17 protein-coding genes are annotated in these 18939 nt (G+C 55.5%); 2 read left to right on the top strand and 15 right to left on the bottom strand.

From position 1 onward, the window contains the following. The first annotated feature begins 110 nt into the window (after window positions 1-110). Window positions 111-827: a GntR family transcriptional regulator gene (locus ACQG0S_RS06405; protein WP_032676359.1), complete on the top strand. Its 717-nt coding sequence runs from the start codon at window positions 111-113 to the stop codon at window positions 825-827. 86 nt (window positions 828-913) lie between these two features. Here ACQG0S_RS06405 and sucD read toward each other — a convergent pair whose 3' ends face one another. The 8 genes from sucD to sdhC all read right to left on the bottom strand — a co-directional run bounded on the left by sucD (window position 914) and on the right by sdhC (window position 10576). Next, on the bottom strand, window positions 914-1783 hold the full coding sequence (gene sucD, locus ACQG0S_RS06400) for a succinate--CoA ligase subunit alpha (RefSeq protein WP_006809578.1): 870 nt from the start codon (window positions 1781-1783) through the stop codon (window positions 914-916). Next, complete coding sequence (gene sucC / locus ACQG0S_RS06395; protein ID WP_046618869.1) at window positions 1783-2949, bottom strand: ADP-forming succinate--CoA ligase subunit beta; 1167 nt, start codon at window positions 2947-2949, stop codon at window positions 1783-1785. The genes sucD and sucC overlap by 1 nt, the downstream gene beginning before the upstream one ends. 96 nt (window positions 2950-3045) lie before the next feature. After that, window positions 3046-4272, bottom strand: coding sequence for a 2-oxoglutarate dehydrogenase complex dihydrolipoyllysine-residue succinyltransferase (gene odhB, locus ACQG0S_RS06390; protein WP_023299612.1), 1227 nt, complete (start codon window positions 4270-4272; stop codon window positions 3046-3048). 14 nt (window positions 4273-4286) lie between these two features. Beyond that, window positions 4287-7094, bottom strand: coding sequence for a 2-oxoglutarate dehydrogenase E1 component (sucA, locus tag ACQG0S_RS06385; protein ID WP_022647462.1), 2808 nt, complete (start codon window positions 7092-7094; stop codon window positions 4287-4289). Between the two features lie 238 nt (window positions 7095-7332). Then, window positions 7333-8049 (bottom strand): succinate dehydrogenase iron-sulfur subunit, encoded by a 717-nt coding sequence (locus ACQG0S_RS06380; RefSeq protein ID WP_048966893.1) that lies wholly within the window; start codon window positions 8047-8049, stop codon window positions 7333-7335. Window positions 8050-8064: 15 nt separating this feature from the next. Beyond that, window positions 8065-9831: a succinate dehydrogenase flavoprotein subunit gene (sdhA, locus tag ACQG0S_RS06375; RefSeq protein WP_003858619.1), complete on the bottom strand. Its 1767-nt coding sequence runs from the start codon at window positions 9829-9831 to the stop codon at window positions 8065-8067. Then, window positions 9831-10178 carry a succinate dehydrogenase membrane anchor subunit gene (sdhD, locus tag ACQG0S_RS06370; RefSeq protein WP_003858621.1) on the bottom strand — a complete coding sequence of 116 codons (348 nt, stop codon included), beginning with the start codon at window positions 10176-10178 and terminating at the stop codon, window positions 9831-9833. Before sdhD ends, sdhA begins: the two co-directional genes overlap by 1 nt. Then, window positions 10172-10576, bottom strand: coding sequence for a succinate dehydrogenase cytochrome b556 subunit (gene sdhC, locus ACQG0S_RS06365; RefSeq protein WP_026080740.1), 405 nt, complete (start codon window positions 10574-10576; stop codon window positions 10172-10174). Before sdhC ends, sdhD begins: the two co-directional genes overlap by 7 nt. Before the next feature lie 639 nt (window positions 10577-11215). Between sdhC and ACQG0S_RS06360 the strand changes: the two genes are divergently transcribed. Continuing rightward, the gene (locus ACQG0S_RS06360; protein ID WP_006809584.1) at window positions 11216-12499 is read left to right on the top strand and encodes a citrate synthase; all 1284 of its coding nucleotides are present in this window, start codon (window positions 11216-11218) and stop codon (window positions 12497-12499) included. A gap of 84 nt (window positions 12500-12583) precedes the next feature. Here ACQG0S_RS06360 and nei read toward each other — a convergent pair whose 3' ends face one another. From nei to ACQG0S_RS06325, 7 genes are all read right to left on the bottom strand, one after another. Beyond that, on the bottom strand, window positions 12584-13375 hold the full coding sequence (nei, locus tag ACQG0S_RS06355; protein ID WP_032624649.1) for an endonuclease VIII: 792 nt from the start codon (window positions 13373-13375) through the stop codon (window positions 12584-12586). Window positions 13376-13393: 18 nt separating this feature from the next. After that, window positions 13394-14134, bottom strand: a complete 741-nt coding sequence (gene pxpA, locus ACQG0S_RS06350; RefSeq protein ID WP_032624650.1) for a 5-oxoprolinase subunit PxpA — start codon at window positions 14132-14134, stop codon at window positions 13394-13396. Next, window positions 14121-15053 carry a 5-oxoprolinase subunit PxpC gene (gene pxpC, locus ACQG0S_RS06345; protein ID WP_038415695.1) on the bottom strand — a complete coding sequence of 311 codons (933 nt, stop codon included), beginning with the start codon at window positions 15051-15053 and terminating at the stop codon, window positions 14121-14123. Before pxpC ends, pxpA begins: the two co-directional genes overlap by 14 nt. After that, window positions 15047-15703 carry a 5-oxoprolinase subunit PxpB gene (pxpB, locus tag ACQG0S_RS06340; protein WP_022647457.1) on the bottom strand — a complete coding sequence of 219 codons (657 nt, stop codon included), beginning with the start codon at window positions 15701-15703 and terminating at the stop codon, window positions 15047-15049. Before pxpB ends, pxpC begins: the two co-directional genes overlap by 7 nt. 14 nt (window positions 15704-15717) lie before the next feature. Further along, complete coding sequence (locus tag ACQG0S_RS06335) at window positions 15718-16461, bottom strand: type 2 GTP cyclohydrolase I (RefSeq protein ID WP_003858635.1); 744 nt, start codon at window positions 16459-16461, stop codon at window positions 15718-15720. 10 nt (window positions 16462-16471) lie between these two features. Further along, window positions 16472-17884, bottom strand: a complete 1413-nt coding sequence (phrB, locus tag ACQG0S_RS06330; protein WP_426750123.1) for a deoxyribodipyrimidine photo-lyase — start codon at window positions 17882-17884, stop codon at window positions 16472-16474. Between the two features lie 598 nt (window positions 17885-18482). Further along, window positions 18483-18689, bottom strand: coding sequence for a YbfA family protein (locus tag ACQG0S_RS06325; protein ID WP_014069366.1), 207 nt, complete (start codon window positions 18687-18689; stop codon window positions 18483-18485). Window positions 18690-18939 lie beyond the last annotated feature (250 nt).

Here is an 18939-nt window from a genome sequence, read left to right as displayed (position 1 = left end):
TTATGTGATCATTTTCACTAACAACGATATTTGTATTTAATTTGTATTATTTACAAATCAGTCACTGAAGGCATAATTCCCCTAAAAAGGTATTAAAAAGGCGTAACACAATGGGTAATAAACCGATGTACCGGCAGATCGCCGATGCGTTCCGCGAGAAGATTAACGCCGGGGAATTAAAACCCGGAGACGCGCTGCCGACGGAATCCAGCCTTCAGGAGGCATTTAACGTTAGCCGTGTCACCGTGCGGCAGGCTTTGAAGCTGCTCGCCGACGAGCAGATCATCGAAAGCATTCAGGGCAGCGGCTCGTATGTAAAAGAGGAGCGGGTGAATTACGATATTTATCAGCTTACCGGCTTTTACGAAAAACTGGCGGATCGCAACGTTGATACGCACAGCGACGTCAGCGTCTTCGAAGTGGTGAAAGCCGATGAGCGGCTCGCGGCAAAACTGGCGCTCAATCCGGATGATAAGGTCTGGCACGTCAAGCGCGTACGCTTCATCAGGGAAAAGCCGGTGAATCTGGAAGAGACATGGATGCCGCTGGCGATGTTTCCCGACCTTACATGGGAAGTGATGGAACAGTCGAAATACCATTACATTGAGCAGGTCAAAAAGCTAGTTATCGATCGCAGCGAGCAGGAGCTGGTGCCAGTCATGCCATCGGACGAGGCGATTGCCGCCCTGGCGCTCGATCCGGCAAAACCAATTCTTGAAAAAGTTTCCCGCGGCTTCCTTAAAGACGGCCGGGTATTTGAATTCAGTCGCAACGTGTTTAACACCGACGACTATAAATTCACTCTGGTGGCTAAACGCAGGCAATAAAAAAAGGCCGCTTTACAGCGGCCAACCATGTCGAAACGGACATTTTTTTATACTTCAACGCGCCCCATTCGGGGAGCAGAGAGGACTTACTTAATGATGGATTTCAGTGCTTCACCGATATCCGCCAGGCTGCGAACGGTTTTCACGCCTGCGGCTTCCAGTGCTGCGAATTTCTCATCAGCCGTACCTTTACCGCCAGCGATAATCGCACCCGCGTGACCCATACGTTTGCCTTTCGGCGCGGTCACACCCGCGATATAACCCACCACCGGCTTGGTCACATGATCTTTGATGTAAGCAGCCGCTTCTTCTTCCGCGCTACCACCGATCTCACCGATCATCACGATCGCTTCGGTCTGTGGATCTTCCTGGAACAGCTTCAGGATGTCGATAAAGTTAGAGCCTGGGATCGGGTCACCGCCGATGCCCACGCAGGTGGACTGGCCGAAGCCGTAATCGGTGGTCTGCTTAACCGCTTCATAGGTCAGGGTACCGGAACGGGACACGATGCCCACTTTGCCCGGTTTGTGAATGTGGCCCGGCATGATGCCGATTTTGCATTCGCCCGGGGTGATAACGCCTGGGCAGTTCGGGCCGATCATGCGCACGCCTGCTTCGTCCAGCTTCACCTTCACGGTCAGCATATCCAGCGTCGGGATGCCTTCGGTGATGGTGATGATCAGCTTAATGCCTGCGTCGATCGCTTCCAGAATAGAGTCTTTGCAGAACGGCGCTGGAACGTAGATCACGGTCGCGGTTGCGCCCGTCGCTTCTACTGCTTCACGCACGGTGTTGAACACCGGCAGGCCCAGGTGCGTGGTGCCGCCTTTACCTGGCGTTACGCCGCCAACCATCTGCGTACCGTAGGCAATCGCCTGTTCGGAGTGGAAAGTCCCCTGGCTACCGGTGAAGCCCTGGCAGATAACCTTGGTATCTTTATTAATTAAAACGGACATTATTTCCCCTCCACTGCGGCAACAACCTGCTGAGCTGCATCCGTCAGACTTTTCGCTGCAATAATATTCAGGCCGCTGTCAGCCAGTTTTTTCGCGCCGAGTTCAGCGTTATTCCCTTCCAGACGTACAACAACCGGAACGTTAACGCCCACTTCTCCTACCGCGCCGATGATACCGTCGGCGATCAGGTCGCAACGTACGATACCGCCGAAGATGTTCACCAGAACCGCTTTTACGTTGTTGTCAGAGAGAATGATTTTGAACGCTTCGGTTACGCGCTCTTTGGTTGCGCCACCGCCCACGTCGAGGAAGTTCGCTGGCTCACCGCCGTGCAGCTTAACGATGTCCATGGTGCCCATTGCCAGGCCCGCACCGTTAACCATGCAGCCGATGTTGCCATCCAGCGCCACGTAGTTCAGCTCCCACTGGGCAGCCTGCGCTTCACGCGGATCTTCCTGAGACTGGTCGCGCATTTCGCGCAGATCCGCCTGGCGGAACAGCGCGTTGCCGTCAGCGCCCAGCTTGCCGTCGAGGCAGATCAGGTCGCCCTGGGTGGTGATCACCAGCGGGTTGATCTCGATCAGCGCCAGATCGCGCTCCAGGAAGATGGTCGCCAGCCCCATGAAGATCTTGGTGAACTGCTGAACCAGCTTGCCTTCCAGACCCAGTTTGAACGCCAGCTCACGTCCCTGGTAAGGCATTGGGCCCGCCAGCGGATCGATTGCCACTTTGTGGATCAGGTGCGGGGTCTCTTCCGCCACTTTTTCGATTTCCACGCCGCCTTCGGTAGATGCCATGAACACCACGCGACGGGAGCTACGGTCTACGACTGCGCCGAGGTACAATTCTTTCGCGATGTCGGTTGCCGCTTCAACCAGGATCTGGTTGACCGGCTGGCCATTCGCATCTGTCTGGTAGGTTACCAGACGCTTGCCGAGCCAATGTTCAGCAAACGCACGGATCTCTTCTTTGCTCTTAACAACCTTCACACCGCCCGCTTTACCACGGCCACCAGCGTGAACCTGACATTTAACTACCCACGGGCCGGAACCGATTTTAGATGCGGCTTCTTCTGCTTCACGCGGGGTAGTACAGGCATAACCCACCGGAGCCGGTAAGCCTGACCTGGCAAACAGCTGTTTGGCCTGATATTCATGTAAGTTCATGTGTTCTATCCATCCTTCAGGGTAATCGTTATCTTCAAACCTGTAGACCGGCGCTACGCTTATCCGGCCTACAGGGCAGGTGATGCTAAATAGTTACTAAACGTCCAGCAGCAGACGCGTTGGATCTTCCAGCAGCTCTTTAATGGCAACCAGGAAGCCTACGGACTCGCGGCCGTCGATCAGGCGGTGATCGTATGAGAGCGCCAGGTACATCATCGGCAGGATCTCAACTTTACCGTCTACCGCCATTGGACGATCTTTAATGGCGTGCATACCCAGGATCGCGCTCTGCGGCGGGTTGATGATCGGGGTAGACATCAGCGAGCCGAACACGCCACCGTTGGTAATGGTGAAGTTACCGCCAGTCAGGTCTTCAACGGTCAGCTTGCCGTCGCGGCCTTTCACGGCCAGCTCTTTGATTTTCTTCTCAATGTCAGCCATACCCAGGGTGTCCACATCACGCAGAACCGGGGTGACCAGGCCGCGTGGGGTAGAAACCGCCATGCTGACGTCGAAGTAGTTGTGGTAAACCACGTCATCGCCATCGATAGACGCGTTCACTTCCGGGTAGCGTTTCAGCGCTTCAACTACCGCTTTCACGTAGAAGGACATGAAGCCCAGACGGATACCGTGACGTTTTTCAAACGCGTCACCGTACTGCTTGCGCAGGTCCATGATTGGCTTCATGTTGACTTCGTTGAAGGTGGTCAGCATCGCGGTGGAGTTTTTCGCTTCCAGCAGACGCTCGGCCACGCGCTTGCGCAGGCGGGTCATCGGCACGCGTTTTTCGCTACGTGCGCCCAGAGCTGGCTGTGCCGCTGGTGCTGCCGCAGGGGCTTTCGCTTCCGCTTTCGCCTCTGAAGGCGCTTTTGCCAGATGCTTGTCGATATCTTCGCGAGTCAGACGGCCACCCACGCCGGTGCCTTTGATGGCTGCCGGATCGAGGCTGTGCTCAGCCAGCAGGCGACGGATCGCCGGGCTAAGCGCGTCATTGGTTTGCTCTTCCAGAGACGCCTGCTGGCGCTGGGCTGGGGTAGACGCTTTCTCTTCAGATTTCGCGCTGGACTCTTTGCCCGCGCTGTTGCCTTCACGCAGGCGACCCAGGATCTGGCGAGAAGTCACGGTCGTACCTTCGTCTTCCAGGACTGCATCCAGAATGCCATCCGCTGAAGCCGGTACTTCCAGTACCACTTTGTCAGTTTCGATTTCTACCAGCACTTCGTCACGGGTTACCGCGTCGCCTGGTTTTTTGTGCCAGGTGGCGACGGTTGCATCTGCTACGGACTCAGGCAGGTCGGGAACAAGAATATCTACGCTACTCATTATGTATCCTTTAATTAATCGACGTTCAGCGCGTCATTGACCAGATCTTGTTGCTGCTTCTGGTGAACGGACATATACCCTACCGCCGGAGAGGCGGAGGCCGGGCGACCTGCATAACGCAGGGCAGACCCAAATGGAATCACTTCACGGAAATGATGCTGGCTGCAATACCATGCGCCCTGGTTGAGCGGCTCTTCCTGGCACCAGACAAAATCATGAACGTGAGCGTACTGTTTCAGTACTTCCTGCATCGCCTGATGCGGGAACGGATAAAGCTGCTCGATACGCACGATGGCGACATCTTTCTGATCGTTCTTACGGCGCTGTTCCAGCAGGTCGTAATAAACCTTACCAGAACACATTACGACACGCTTAACGGCCTGCGGATCCAGCTCGTCAATTTCACCGATGGCTGGCAGGAAGGTGCCGTTAGCCAGTTCATCCAGGCTCGAAACCGCCAGCGGATGACGCAGCAGGGATTTTGGCGACATTACCACCAGCGGACGGCGCATACCGCGCAGCGCCTGACGACGCAGCATGTGGTACACCTGAGCCGGGGTGGACGGCACGCAGACCTGCATGTTCTGCTCGGCGCAGAGTTGCAGATAACGCTCCAGACGCGCGGAGGAGTGCTCCGGCCCTTGCCCTTCATAGCCGTGCGGCAGCAACATCACCAGACCACACATACGGCCCCACTTCTGCTCACCGGAGGAGATGAACTGGTCGATGACGACCTGCGCACCGTTGGCGAAGTCACCGAACTGCGCTTCCCAGATAGTCAGGGTGCGAGGTTCTGCGGTGGCGTAGCCGTATTCGAAGGCCAGAACCGCTTCTTCTGACAGCACGGAGTCCCAGACCTTGAACTGGCCCTGACCGTTATGCACGTGCTGAAGCGGAGTATAGGTTGAACCGTTAGACTGGTTGTGTACAACCGCATGACGGTGGAAGAAGGTGCCACGACCCGCATCTTCACCGGACAGACGAACCGGAATACCTTCGTCAACCAGCGTCGCATAGGCCAGCGTTTCCGCGCCGCCCCAGTCGAACAGCTTTTCACCCGCCGCCATGGCCTGGCGGTCGCCATAGATCTTGGCCACGCGGGATTGCATCTCGATCGCTTCCGGCACGGTGCTGATGCGTTTAGCCAGCTCCTGCAAACGCTTCATCTCAACCTTGTTCGGGTAGCTCTCGTCCCACTCGTGGTTGAGGTACGGCGACCAGGTAAAGGAGTGCATGTTCATTGGGCGCAGCTCTTTGACCACGCATTCACCCGCGTCCAGCGCGTCGCGATAAAGATTGACCATTTCGGTCGCATCTTCCAGCGTCGCCACTTTTTCGCTTTCCAGCTTGTCAGCATAGATTTTACGCGGCGTCGGGTGTTTTTTGATTTTCTGGTACATCAGCGGCTGGGTTGCACTTGGCTCATCCGCTTCGTTGTGGCCGTGACGGCGGTAGCAGAAGAGGTCAATGAATACGTCGCGCTTAAAGGTGTTACGGAAGTCCAGCGCCAGACGGGTAACGAAAGCAACGGCTTCCGGGTCATCCGCGTTTACGTGGAAGATTGGCGCCTGAACCATTTTACCGATGTCGGTGCAGTACGGGGTAGAACGCGCATCCAGCGGGTTAGAGGTGGTGAAGCCCACCTGATTGTTGATTACGATGCGAACGGTACCGCCCACTTCATAACCACGCGCTTTCGACATGTTCAGGGTTTCCTGAACCACGCCCTGCCCTGTGACTGCCGCATCACCGTGAATGGTGATTGGCAGCACTTTATTGCTGCTCGGCTCGTCCAGACGATCCAGACGCGCACGCACGGAACCGATAACCACCGGGCTGACGATTTCCAGGTGCGACGGGTTAAACGCCAGCGCCAGGTGAACCTGACCGCCCTCGGTTTCGATATCCGACGAGAAGCCCATGTGGTACTTCACGTCACCGGTGCCGAGGTGCTCTTTATGTTTACCCGCAAATTCGTCGAACAGATCCTGCGGTTTTTTACCCAGCACGTTAACCAGCACGTTCAGACGGCCACGGTGCGCCATGCCCAGCACCACTTCGCGCGTGCCGCTCTTACCGGCATGACGAATCAGCTCTTTCAGCATCGGGACTAACGCATCGCCGCCCTCCAGTGAGAAGCGTTTTGCGCCCGGGAATTTCGCGCCCAGATAGCGCTCAAGGCCTTCGGCTGCCGTCAGTTCGCTCAGGAAACGTTTTTTCTCGTCTGCTGAGAAATTCGCGTGACCCGCCACGGATTCGATACGCTGCTGGATCCAGCGTTTCTCTTCGGTGGAGGTAATGTGCATATATTCCGCGCCGATGGAGCCGCAGTAGGTTTGCTTGAGCGCATCAATCAGATCGCCCAGTTTCATCGTGTCTTTGCCGATGGCAAAGGAACCTACGTTAAAGCTTTCCTGGAAATCGGCCTCGGTCAGATCGTGATAAGCCGGATCGAGATCCGCTACACGTTCCTGCTGCCACAGTCCCAGCGGATCGAGATTCGCATGCTGGTGACCACGGAAGCGATAAGCGTTGATAAGCTGCAGGACTTTTACCTGCTTCGCATTGGTGTCAGGGTCGGAAATCGCAGAAGAGTAACGTGAGGCATCCTTCGCCAGACGACGGAAATAATCACGTGTTTTTGAATGGAATTGATCCGGTTTGACCCCTGTACCAGGCAACTGCTGGAACATGGAACGCCAGTTTGCGTCCACTGAGTCAGGATCGGTTAAGAAGTCTTCATAGAGCTGTTCTATCCAGCTCTGGTTTGAACCAGAGAGGTAAGAAGAGTCCAGCCAGGCTTTCATTGCGCCGTTCTGCATCGTGATCCCTTAAGCATTTTTATGCTTACTTTCGCCGTAGAAACTACCACGCACACCACGTGTACGTGCCGGGGTTCACCTGCGAGCTCTTTTCATTTGGCCCGCGAAGGAACCTTTAGAAACTGTCTAAACTTCAGGGCAGTTTTTAAAGGTTTCTGCAATTTGCCCGGTGGCGCTACGCTTACCGGGCCTACTGTTACGTAGGCCGGATAAGCGCAGCGCCATCCGGCGTTGTTACTTACGCACTGCGCTGCAACAACATCGACTTAATATGGCCGATGGCGCGCGTCGGGTTCAGCCCCTTAGGACACACACTGACGCAGTTCATGATGCTATGGCAGCGGAATATGCTGAAAGCGTCACTTAACCCTTCCAGACGATTCTCGGTTTCGGTATCGCGGCTGTCGATCAGGAAGCGATAGGCAGCCAGCAGACCCGCAGGGCCGATAAATTTATCCGGGTTCCACCAGAATGACGGGCATGACGTTGAACAGCATGCACAGAGAATACACTCGTACAACCCATCGAGTTTTTCACGCTGCTCAGGCGACTGTAAGTGCTCGCGAGCGGGTGGATTTTGCCCATTATTCAATAAGTAAGGCTTAATCTTCTCATATTGTGCATAGAATTGCCCCATGTCCACCACCAAATCACGCACGACCGGCAGGCCAGGCAGAGGACGGATGACAATTTTCTGGCCTGCTCGCTGTAGCGCTGAAATTGGCGTGATACAGGCCAGACCGTTTTTGCCGTTCATGTTTACACCGTCAGAGCCACATACCCCTTCACGGCAGGAGCGGCGGAACGACAGCGTAGGATCTTTTTCTTTCAGCTGGATTAAAGCATCCAGCAGCATCATGTCACGACCTTCTTCCGCTTCGAGGGTGTAATCCTGCATACGCGGAGCATCGTCTACATCCGGGTTATAACGATAAACTGAGAATTCGAGTTTCATTATCCTGTCTCCGCATTAGTAAGTACGAATCTTCGGCGGGAACGCCGGACGCAGTTTCGGTTCCATGTTAACGCTACGACGCGTCATGGTTTCCGACTCTGGCAGATACAGGGAATGGCACAGCCAGTTTTCGTCATCACGATCCGGGAAGTCGAAGCGGCTATGGGCGCCACGGCTTTCGGTACGGAAGTTTGCCGACATCGCGGTCGCGAACGCGGTTTCCATCAGGTTATCCAGCTCCAGGCACTCAACGCGCTGGGTGTTGAACTCGCTCGAGGTATCGTCCAGACGGGCATTCTTCAGACGCTCGCGGATCGCTTTCAGCTGCTCCAGCCCTTTGGCCATCGCGTCACCTTCACGGAATACCGAGAAGTTGTGCTGCATACACTCTTGCAGCGCTTTACGGATTTCCACCGGATCTTCGCCGTTACGGTTGCCGTTCCAGCGGTTGAGGCGCTCAAGAGAGGCATCAATTTCGTCGTCGGTCGCATCACGCAACGCGCCCTGCTCGGCAATAGATTCCTGGAGATGCAGCCCCACCGCACGGCCAAATACCACCAGGTCCAGCAGGGAGTTGCCGCCCAGACGGTTTGCGCCGTGCACGGATACGCAGGCAATTTCGCCTACCGCGAACAGACCAGGGATGACCACGTCTTCACCCTGCTCGTTCACGGTCAGTGCCTGACCGGTCACTTTGGTCGGAATACCGCCCATCATGTAGTGACAGGTTGGGATAACCGGAATCGGCTCTTTTACCGGGTCGACGTGGGCGAAGGTGCGGGACAGTTCCAGAATGCCCGGCAGACGGGATTCCAGCACTTCTTTACCCAGATGGTCGAGTTTCAGCTTCGCGTGCGGGCCCCAAGGGCCGTCGCAGCCGCGGCCTTCACGGATTTCGATCATGATGGAACGCGCCACCACGTCACGGCCCGCCAGGTCTTTCGCATTCGGGGCATAACGCTCCATGAAGCGCTCGCCATGTTTGTTCAGCAGATAGCCACCTTCACCACGGCAGCCTTCTGTCACCAGCACGCCCGCACCGGCGATACCGGTTGGGTGGAACTGCCACATCTCCATGTCCTGCACCGGCACGCCAGCGCGGATAGCCATCCCAACGCCGTCACCGGTGTTGATGTGGGCGTTGGTAGTGGACTGATAGATACGGCCTGCGCCGCCGGTGGCCAGCACGGTTGCGCGCGCTTTGAAATAGACCACTTCACCGGTTTCAATGCACAGTGCGGTACAACCCACCACCGCGCCATCGGCGTTTTTCACCAGATCCAACGCATACCACTCGGAGAAGATGGTGGTGTGGTTTTTCAGGTTTTGCTGATAAAGGGTGTGCAGCAAAGCGTGACCGGTACGGTCAGCCGCTGCTGCGGTACGTGCCGCCTGTTCGCCGCCGAAGTTTTTCGACTGGCCGCCAAACGGACGCTGATAGATGGTGCCATTTTCCAGACGGGAGAACGGCAGCCCCATGTGGTCCAGCTCCAGAATCGCTTCCGGGCCGGTTTTACACATATATTCGATGGCATCCTGGTCGCCGATGTAGTCGGAACCTTTTACCGTATCGTACATGTGCCATTCCCAGTTATCTTCATGGGAATTACCCAGCGCAACAGTGATACCGCCCTGCGCAGATACAGTGTGGGAACGGGTCGGGAATACTTTAGAGAGCAGCGCACAGGTCTGGCCGCTCTGGGAAATTTGCAGTGCGGCACGCATACCTGCGCCACCCGCACCAATCACAACAGCATCAAATTCTCTGACTGGCAGTTTCATTACACACCCCACACCACAACAAATCCATAAATGACGTAAACCAGCAGAGCAACAACAATAATCAGTTGCAGCGGAAGGCGAATCGCCAGCGGTTTAACGTAATCGGTCAACACCTGCCACATGCCAATCCAGGCATGAATAAGGATTGAGAACAGGGCCAGCAGGGTGAACACTTTGGTGAAGGCCGATCCGAAGAAACCACTCCAGATTTCCCACGTCAGTGTGCCGCTAGTGGCGAAGAAACCGATCATATAGATGATGTAGAGCGTGAGGACGATGGCGGTAGCGCGGACCAGGATGAAGTCATGTACGCCGTTGCGTCCTAATGCGGAGGCGTTGCTTACCATACGAGAACTCCTGCGAGAAGTGAAAGCACGACAGTGATCACAAATGAAATGTTAGCGGTACGTTTACCGGCCTCGAACGTCTCTTCCAGGTAGCCAAAGTCCATCAGCATATGGCGAACGCCGCCAACCACGTGATAGGCCAGCGCGGTCAGAATGCCCCACATGATAAATTTCACGAAGAAGCTGTTCATGATGGCTGAGGCCTGGAGGAATCCTTCAGGAGATGAGAGGCTGGTTCCCAGTAACCACAGCAAGATACCAACCGCCACAAACGTAATCACACCAGAAACACGGTGCAGAATGGACGCTATTGCTGTTACAGGGAATCGGATCGTTTTGAGATCCAGATTGACAGGTCTTTGTTTTTTCACATTTCTTATCATGAATAACGCCCACATGCTGTTCTTATTGTTTCCTTCCTCCGGACTGCGATGCGGGTCAGACAGCGTTCCTTTTCTATAACTGCGCGTCATGCAAAACATTGCTTCCAAATGCTAAAACGACACGTTACAACGCTGGGTGGCTCGGGATTGCAGGGTGTTCCGGAGACCTGGCGGCAGTATAGGCCGTTCACAAAATCATTACAATTAACCTACATACAGTTTGTTGGGTTTTCTCTGGAACAGTGATCGGGGTCACGATAACAACATCTTTTTAATTTTTAATCATCTGATTTGACAAATGTTAAACAATATTGTTACAAACGTCATCAGAAAAGGCATATAATGCGCAAAAGTTATGAGGTCTCTCTTTCACCTGACAAATAGTTATGTAACAGTGTGATGGTATTGACCGAAGTTATCAGGACAGTTATTAGTGATATACAGGTTTGAATAATTCGGACTGCAAAAACGCTGATTTGCTGTTGTTTCACTGATATTTCATTCGTTTACCTGCAAGGCGCCATAGCTCTGTACCCTGGTTTCTCCTCGTGAGCTGAGCGGTAAGCCAAATAACAATCTGGTAACGATGATTAACAGCTGAAAGCAAATCCGGTAAAGCGCAGTCTTAAGCATAAGGCGCTAAGGAGACCGTAAATGGCTGATACAAAGGCAAAACTCACCCTAAATGGTGATGATGCTATTGAACTGGATGTGCTAAAAGGCACGCTCGGTCAGGATGTTATTGATATCCGTACGCTGGGTTCCAAAGGGGTATTCACCTTTGACCCTGGATTCACCTCCACCGCATCTTGCGAATCCAAAATCACCTACATTGACGGTGACGAAGGTATCCTGCTCCATCGCGGCTTCCCCATCGATCAGTTAGCCACCGAATCCAACTATCTGGAAGTGTGCTACATCCTGCTGAACGGCGAAAAACCGACGCAGGCCCAGTACGATGAATTTAAAACCACCGTGACCCGTCACACCATGATCCATGAGCAGATTACCCGTCTGTTCCATGCGTTCCGTCGTGACTCTCATCCGATGGCGGTCATGTGCGGTATTACCGGTGCGCTGGCGGCGTTCTACCACGATTCTCTGGACGTGAATAACCCACGTCACCGTGATATCGCGGCGTTCCGTCTGCTGTCCAAAATGCCTACCATGGCGGCGATGTGTTACAAATACTCTATCGGTCAGCCGTTTGTGTATCCACGCAACGACCTCTCCTACGCAGGTAACTTCCTGCGCATGATGTTCTCCACGCCGTGTGAAGAGTACGAAGTGAACCCGGTGCTGGAACGCGCGATGGACCGTATTCTGATCCTGCACGCTGACCACGAACAGAACGCCTCGACCTCTACCGTCCGTACCGCAGGCTCTTCCGGCGCGAACCCGTTCGCCTGTATCGCTGCGGGTATCGCCTCCCTGTGGGGACCGGCGCACGGCGGCGCGAACGAAGCGGCACTGAAGATGCTGGAAGAAATCAGCTCCGTTGAGCACATTCCTGAGTTCGTGCGCCGCGCGAAAGACAAGAATGACTCCTTCCGTCTGATGGGCTTCGGTCACCGTGTTTACAAAAACTACGACCCGCGCGCGACCGTCATGCGTGAGACCTGCCACGAAGTGCTGAAAGAGCTGGGCACCAAAGATGATCTGCTGGAAGTGGCGATGGAGCTGGAACACATTGCGCTGAACGATCCGTACTTCATCGAGAAGAAACTCTACCCGAACGTCGATTTCTACTCCGGTATCATCCTGAAAGCGATGGGCATTCCGTCTTCCATGTTCACCGTGATCTTTGCCATGGCGCGTACCGTAGGCTGGATTGCGCACTGGAACGAAATGCACAGCGAAGGCATGAAAATCGCCCGTCCTCGTCAGCTGTATACCGGCTACGAGCAGCGTGACTTTAAGTCTGATATTAAGCGCTAAAAAACACGCCCGGCGGCGCTTCGCTTGCCGGGCCTACAAGTGCGAGATGTAGGCCGGGTAAGGCGTAGCCGCCACCCGGCTTTTTTACATCTGGCACCCAGGACACCAGTAAAACGGTCTGGAAGAGATCGTCGCCTTCTCAATCACCCCGCCACACCGCTCACACTTTTTACCCGCCCGATGAAACACCTTGAAGCGAAACAACGCCCCGTGATGCTTGTTCTCATCCACCATGCCGCGCGTGTTGTACGACAGCCGTGGAATATCCAGCAACGCGTGCGACAGCGCCTCCAGCTTTTCATCGCTTAGCTGCGACGCTTTGTGCTGCGGCGCCAGCCCCACTTCCCAGAGGATCTCCACCCGCAGGTAGTTTCCCAGCCCCGCCAGAAATGCCTGATCGAGCAACAGCCCGGAAAACTGCCGGTTGCGGAATGTGGGCGATAACAGCCGGGCTTTCACATCGCTTGCCGTCAGGCGCATATCCAGCACGTCCGGCCCAACCCGCTGTAAGAACGGGTGCGTGAGCAACTGCTCCGGCGTTAACATTTCGATATCAGAAGCGCTGTAGAGCAGGATCGCCTTATCCGCCGTTTGTAGCCGCACTCGCAGCACGCGGGTCGTTTGCGGCTGCTCGTCCGCCTTTACCACCCGCCAGACGCCGTAAAGCTGATTGTGGCTATATAACGTAAGGTTATGGGAAAAGTGGGTGAGCAACGCTTTGCCGCGCGTTTCAATGTGGGTCACCGTCTGTCCCACCAGCTCTGTTTCAAACGGTTTTAGTTGAGGAAAGGCAAACCAGACGTGTGTCAGAGTTTTGCCCTTTATCGCCGCCTCCAGGCTATCCGCCGCGCGGCGGATCTCCGGACCTTCTGGCATGTTATTGTCCTTTCATGATTATTCTGCGCTGACAACAATGCCCTCTTCCGAGAACGCCGCCCGCAGGCGTCGTGCAAACTGGAGCGCATGCTCGCCGTCACCGTGTAAGCACACCGTATCAGCCTGAACGTTTGCCGTTGTACCCTCCGTTGAGGTTACTCGCCCGAAGCGCACCATCTCCAGCGTCTGCGCCAGCGCTTTACCTTCGTCGGTGATCAGCGCACCGGCCTGCGTACGCGGAACCAGGCTGCCGTCCGGCAGGTATCCCCGATCGGCAAACACTTCCTGCCGCGTAGTCAGCCCCAGCCGTTCGCCGGCACGGATAAGCTCGCTGCCCGCCAGGCCCACCAGAATCAGACGCGGATTGCAGTCCCGTACCGCGCGGGCAATGGCGTCTGCCAGCGCCGGATCTTTTGCCGCCTGGTTATAGAGCATGCCGTGCGGCTTGACGTGGCGCATCTCGCCCTTCTCAGCGCGCACTATCGCCTCCAGGGCGCCGATCTGGTAGAGCATTTGCGCGTAAACCGTCTCAGGCGGCAGATCCATCGCCGTGCGACCAAAGTTTTCCCGGTCCGGAAAGCTGGGGTGAGCGCCTATCGCCACGCCGTTTTTCACGGCATTGCGCACGCTCGCCAGCATGGTCTGCGCATCGCCGGCATGAAACCCACAGGCGATATTCACCGAGGAGACCAGCGTCATCAGCGCCGCATCGGCGCTGCTGCCCTCCCCCAGATCGGCGTTTAAATCAATCTTTACCATCGAGCCTCCACGCCAGCTGTTCGAGATAACGCTGCTGATCCTGACGGGCTTTCAGCGCCTCCTCCAGCGAACACTGCACAAAATGAATTGGCTGACCGAGAGGAATTTGCGCCAGATGGTAGCGATCCGCTTCAATAATGCAGGCAATACGCGGATATCCTCCCGTGGTTTGCGCATCGTTCATCAGTACGATGGGCTGTCCGTTGCCCGGCACCTGAATCACCCCCGGCAACAGACCATGGGAAAGCAGCTCCCGGTCAGTCGTGCGGGTCAGCGGCTGGCCCTGAAGCCGGTAACCCATGCGGTTACTCTGCGGGCTGATCTTCCATGGCGAGCGCCAGAAAGACTCTTTTGAGGCCTCATCGAACTCATGATATTCCGGCCCCGGCAGGGCGCGGATCAGGTTCCCCCACAACAGCTGCTTCACGCCCTGCGTGGTGGTGAAATGCCGCGCTGATGGCTTAATCGCCAGGCGATCGCCGTCGCGCAGCAGCCGTCCTTCATGTCCGCCCATTCCCGCTTTCTGGTCGGTGCTGGATGAGCCCAGCACCTCCGGCACGTCGATACCTCCCGCCACCGCAAGATAGCTGCGCACGCCGTGCAGAGGACGCTTGAGCGTCAGACGCTGTCCGGCTTTCGCCCGCAGGCGCCAGCCGGTCCACACCGTTTTGCCGTCCAGCGTCGCGTCACAGCCCGCGCCGGTTAAGGCAAACCAGGTTTCCTGACCAAACTCAATCACGCACTGACCCAGCGTAATTTCTAACGCCGCCGTGCTGCCGGCGTTGCCTACCAGCAGGTTGGCAATCTCCAGCGAGGGACGATCAAGCGCACCGCAGTAGCTCACGCCCGACTGACGCAGCCCAAAACGCCCGGCATCCTGTACCGAGGTGTAAAGCCCTGCGCGAATAAGCGTTAACATATCCCCTCCTTTTGCGGGATAAAGCGCAGGGTATCCCCCGGACGCAGGAGTATGGGCGCGTCCTGGCCTGGTTCAAATAACGGCGTGGACGTGTGCCCGATAAGCTGCCAGCCTCCCGGCGAGGCGAGTGGATAAATTCCCGTTTGCTCGCCACCAATCGCCACGCTGCCCGCCGGTACGCTCAGGCGCGGCTCAGCCCGGCGCGGCGTATGCAACTGGGGCGATAACCCGCCCAGATAGGGGAAACCCGGCTGAAATCCCAAAAACCAGACAACATAGTCGACTGAGCTATGCAGCTCCACAACCTGCTTCTCCGTTAATCCACAGTGTTCGGCCACCACGCCAAGGTCGGGGCCTCCCTTGCCGCCATAGACAACCGGGATCTCAATCGTCCGCGATTCCGGCTCCAGCGCCTCGCTCTCCTCCCACCAGCGTTGCAGGCGCTCAATGGCATCCAGCGCCCCCGTGTGCGGATCACGCAGCACCACGGTGATATTATTCATACCCGGAATAGCTTCAACCACGCCAGGTAGCTCGGGCAGTCGTTGAGCCAGACGCCAGATACGCTTTTGCGTGGCAAGCGTCACCGGAGGCTCAAGTTCCAGAACCACTGCGGTCTCACCCAGAAGATAACAACGCGCTCGCTGCACTTAACTACCTCTCATCAGGCCGGATTAGGGATATCAATAAACGTCACATCCAGATCGGTATTTTCCGTCAGCCACTCGCTGAGGGCGCGGATGCCGCCACGCTCGGTAGCGTGATGGCCTGCCGCGTAAAAATGCAGGCCTTGTTCACGGGCAGAGTGAATGGTCTGCTCGGAAACCTCGCCGGTAATGAAGGCGTCGACACCGAAACGCGCCGCGCTATCAATAAAGCCCTGGCCGCCGCCGGTGCACCATGCCACGCGCTTCACGGTATCCGGCCCGGTGTCGCCGCACCACAGCGGACGACGCCCCAGGCGTGCTTCGATCCACGATGCCAGCTCCAGACCCGGAACCGGCATCGACAGTTCACCCCACGGCACCAGGGGTTCAATTTCGCCCATCACGGTAATCCCCAGCAGCTGCGCAAGCTGAACGTTATTCCCCAGTTCAGGATGCGCATCGAGCGGCAGGTGATAGCCGTACAGGTTGATGTCATTCGCCAGCAGCGTTTTGAGACGGTTGCGCTTCATGCCGCGAATAATCGGTGATTCGTTTTTCCAGAAATAACCGTGATGGACAATCACCGCGTCGGCTTCCTGACGCACCGCCTCATCCAGCAGCGCCTGGCTTGCCGTTACGCCGGTGATGATTTTTTGCACCGTCTCGCGACCCTCCACCTGTAAGCCATTCGGACCGTAGTCGCTAAACGAGGCGGTGTTGAGTTTTTCGTTAATCAGGCGTTCCAGTTCACTGTTTTTCATCATCATTCTCTCAAATTTTTCGGGCGGTTTCGTACGCCGCCAGCGTGGCGACGCGCGCCTGTTTATGGTCGACAATGGGACGGGGATAGTTCAGGGTAACACGCTGTTTATCCGCCCATGCCCAGGGTTCATGAATGGCTTTGGCGGGGACATCCTTAAGTTCAGGCAGCCAGCGACGGATAAACACGCCGTCGACGTCAAATCGTTGTCCCTGCGTGGTCGGATTAAAGATCCGAAAATAGGGAGCCGCATCCGTGCCGGTGGAGGCCGCCCACTGCCAGCCGCCGTTATTCGCCGCCAGATCGCCATCGATCAGCTGAGAGATAAAATAACGCTCTCCGGTTCGCCAGTCGATAAGCAGATCCTTCACCAGGAAGCTGGCGGTAATCATACGCAGACGGTTATGCATCCACCCGGTTTCATTGAGCTGCCGCATAGCCGCATCAACAATCGGGAAGCCGGTGAGCCCATGCTGCCATGCCTTAAGCAGCTTCTCATTCGACTGCCACTGTACCTTATCGGTCCAACGAATGAAGGGGCGATGTTTACATAAATCAGGATGATACGTCATCAGATGGCGATAAAACTCACGCCAGATCAGTTCGTTCAGCCACACTGCGCCCGCCCCCCCGTCTACCGCCTGAGGCTGTTCCGCCAGTAGCCGATGTAAACACTGGCGCGGGGAGAGCGCGCCTAGCGCTAAACAGGCCGACAGGCGGCTGGTGCCTTCAATCGCTGGAAAATCCCGCCGCGCCTCGTAATCCGCCGCCCCCTGCGCGCAGAACTGACGCAACCGGGCGATAGCCGCTTTCTCGCTGGCGGGGAATACCGTTTCATCAAACGACTGCTGGGGATAATTCAGCCTGATGTCCTGCAGATCCGTTATCGTTTCCCCTCTTATGGCCGGGGCGGGAACGCATTCTGGCAGCCCCTCTTTCAGGCGTTTGATAAAAGCATTTTTAAACGGCGTGAAAACTTTATACATTTCGTGACTGCCGGTCATCACGCTGCCCGGTGCGAGCATCACGCTGTCATCAAAGCCTTCACAGACCACGCCCGTAAGGTTTTTCTCCAGCTGACGATCCCGCTGCTGCTCGTTAAATTCATACTGGTAGTTGTAAAAAAGACGCGTTACCGCGTGCTGCTTACAGATTGCCTGCACCATCTCAAGCTGTGCGGCAAAATCATGGGCCTCTTTATAGATCAGCGGAATGCCTTTTTCGGCCAGTGAATGTTGCAGGTCATTCAGATACGCGCTGAGTAATGCCGCTTGCCGGGGCGCCATGTCATGCTGCCGCCACTGTTCAGGCGTGGCGATAAACAGGGCCAGCACATTCGCGTCTTTAGCGCGGCAGGCGGCCGCGAGAGCGAAGTTGTCGTGAATGCGTAAATCCGCGCGAAACCAAACCAGATGGGTGGGCATAAAACTCCAGGCAATTGTCCATTATGTCCGTAAGGGCATGCCGTAAAAGGAAAAAGGCACGCATTGAACTACTTTGCCATGAAGTGTAGACGGGATGAAATAAAAAAGGCCGCCCGAGGCGGCCTTAACGCTACTTGTCCTGCGCTACCGGGGTAAAGGCATTAAACACATCCGGTTTATCACTCTTTACAACGAGTGCGCTGGCGACAATGAACGCGATGCATAAATAGCGTTTCACTATGCGGTCCCTGCAGCTAACCGCTCCACCTATCACCACCGGTGATAAATCGGTGGACACAAGCCCGGGTAGGCGGGCTGCTTTACGGCTATGGATACACCTTTCCCAGGACCGATGCCCATTTGCGAGATGGCGGAAAGGGACGTGGCATCATAATTAACACCAACGCCAAAAGTAAGTTATTTAAGTAAAATTAGGAATTTATAAAGGTGAAGTGGATTGCGAACTTTTTAAAGAAGGGTATGATAAAAATCCCGGGTAGGGGCTGCAAGATTACCCAACGGACCGCGAATCCCGAGGGACAAAAAAACCGCCACTTTGCTGTAGGCGGTTTTTTTATGGCTACGATGTCACACCGTATCAGTAGAAATCGCAGGTTGCTTTCTCGGCCTGATCCATCCACACCGGCTTTTCGCTGGTTTTCGCCCAGACGCGGTGCAGATAGCTGTAAAAACGTGCGCGATCTTTCCAGAACAGCATCACCGGCAGGGCCAGCACGCCAGCCACTACGGCGAAAGTGCGACGCATGAACACGATATGAGCCGGATACTCTTTATAAAGATCCATATTTTTCTCCCCTGTAGTTGGCCGGAAACCGTCTCCGGAAAATGTGAAATCTGTGACCTGGTTAAAATAATACCGCTTTGTTTGTAATTTTACTACTCATCCGACCACTTATTTTCATCCATTTCGTGAATATTTACATTCACGCCCGTAATTAAGTTACAAAAAAGTTAACAGTTTACTTAACAATAGTTAAATTGTGGTCTTTCCCATTTTTATACTTTTTTTACACCTGCCCTTCTGATTTTTGCGA

This window comes from Enterobacter cloacae complex sp. 418I7 (genome assembly GCF_050030705.1).
Classification (GTDB): domain Bacteria; phylum Pseudomonadota; class Gammaproteobacteria; order Enterobacterales; family Enterobacteriaceae; genus Enterobacter; species Enterobacter intestinihominis.
The sequence above is the reverse complement of the archived record's forward strand: the minus strand, read 5'-3'. Positions and strand labels throughout refer to the sequence as shown.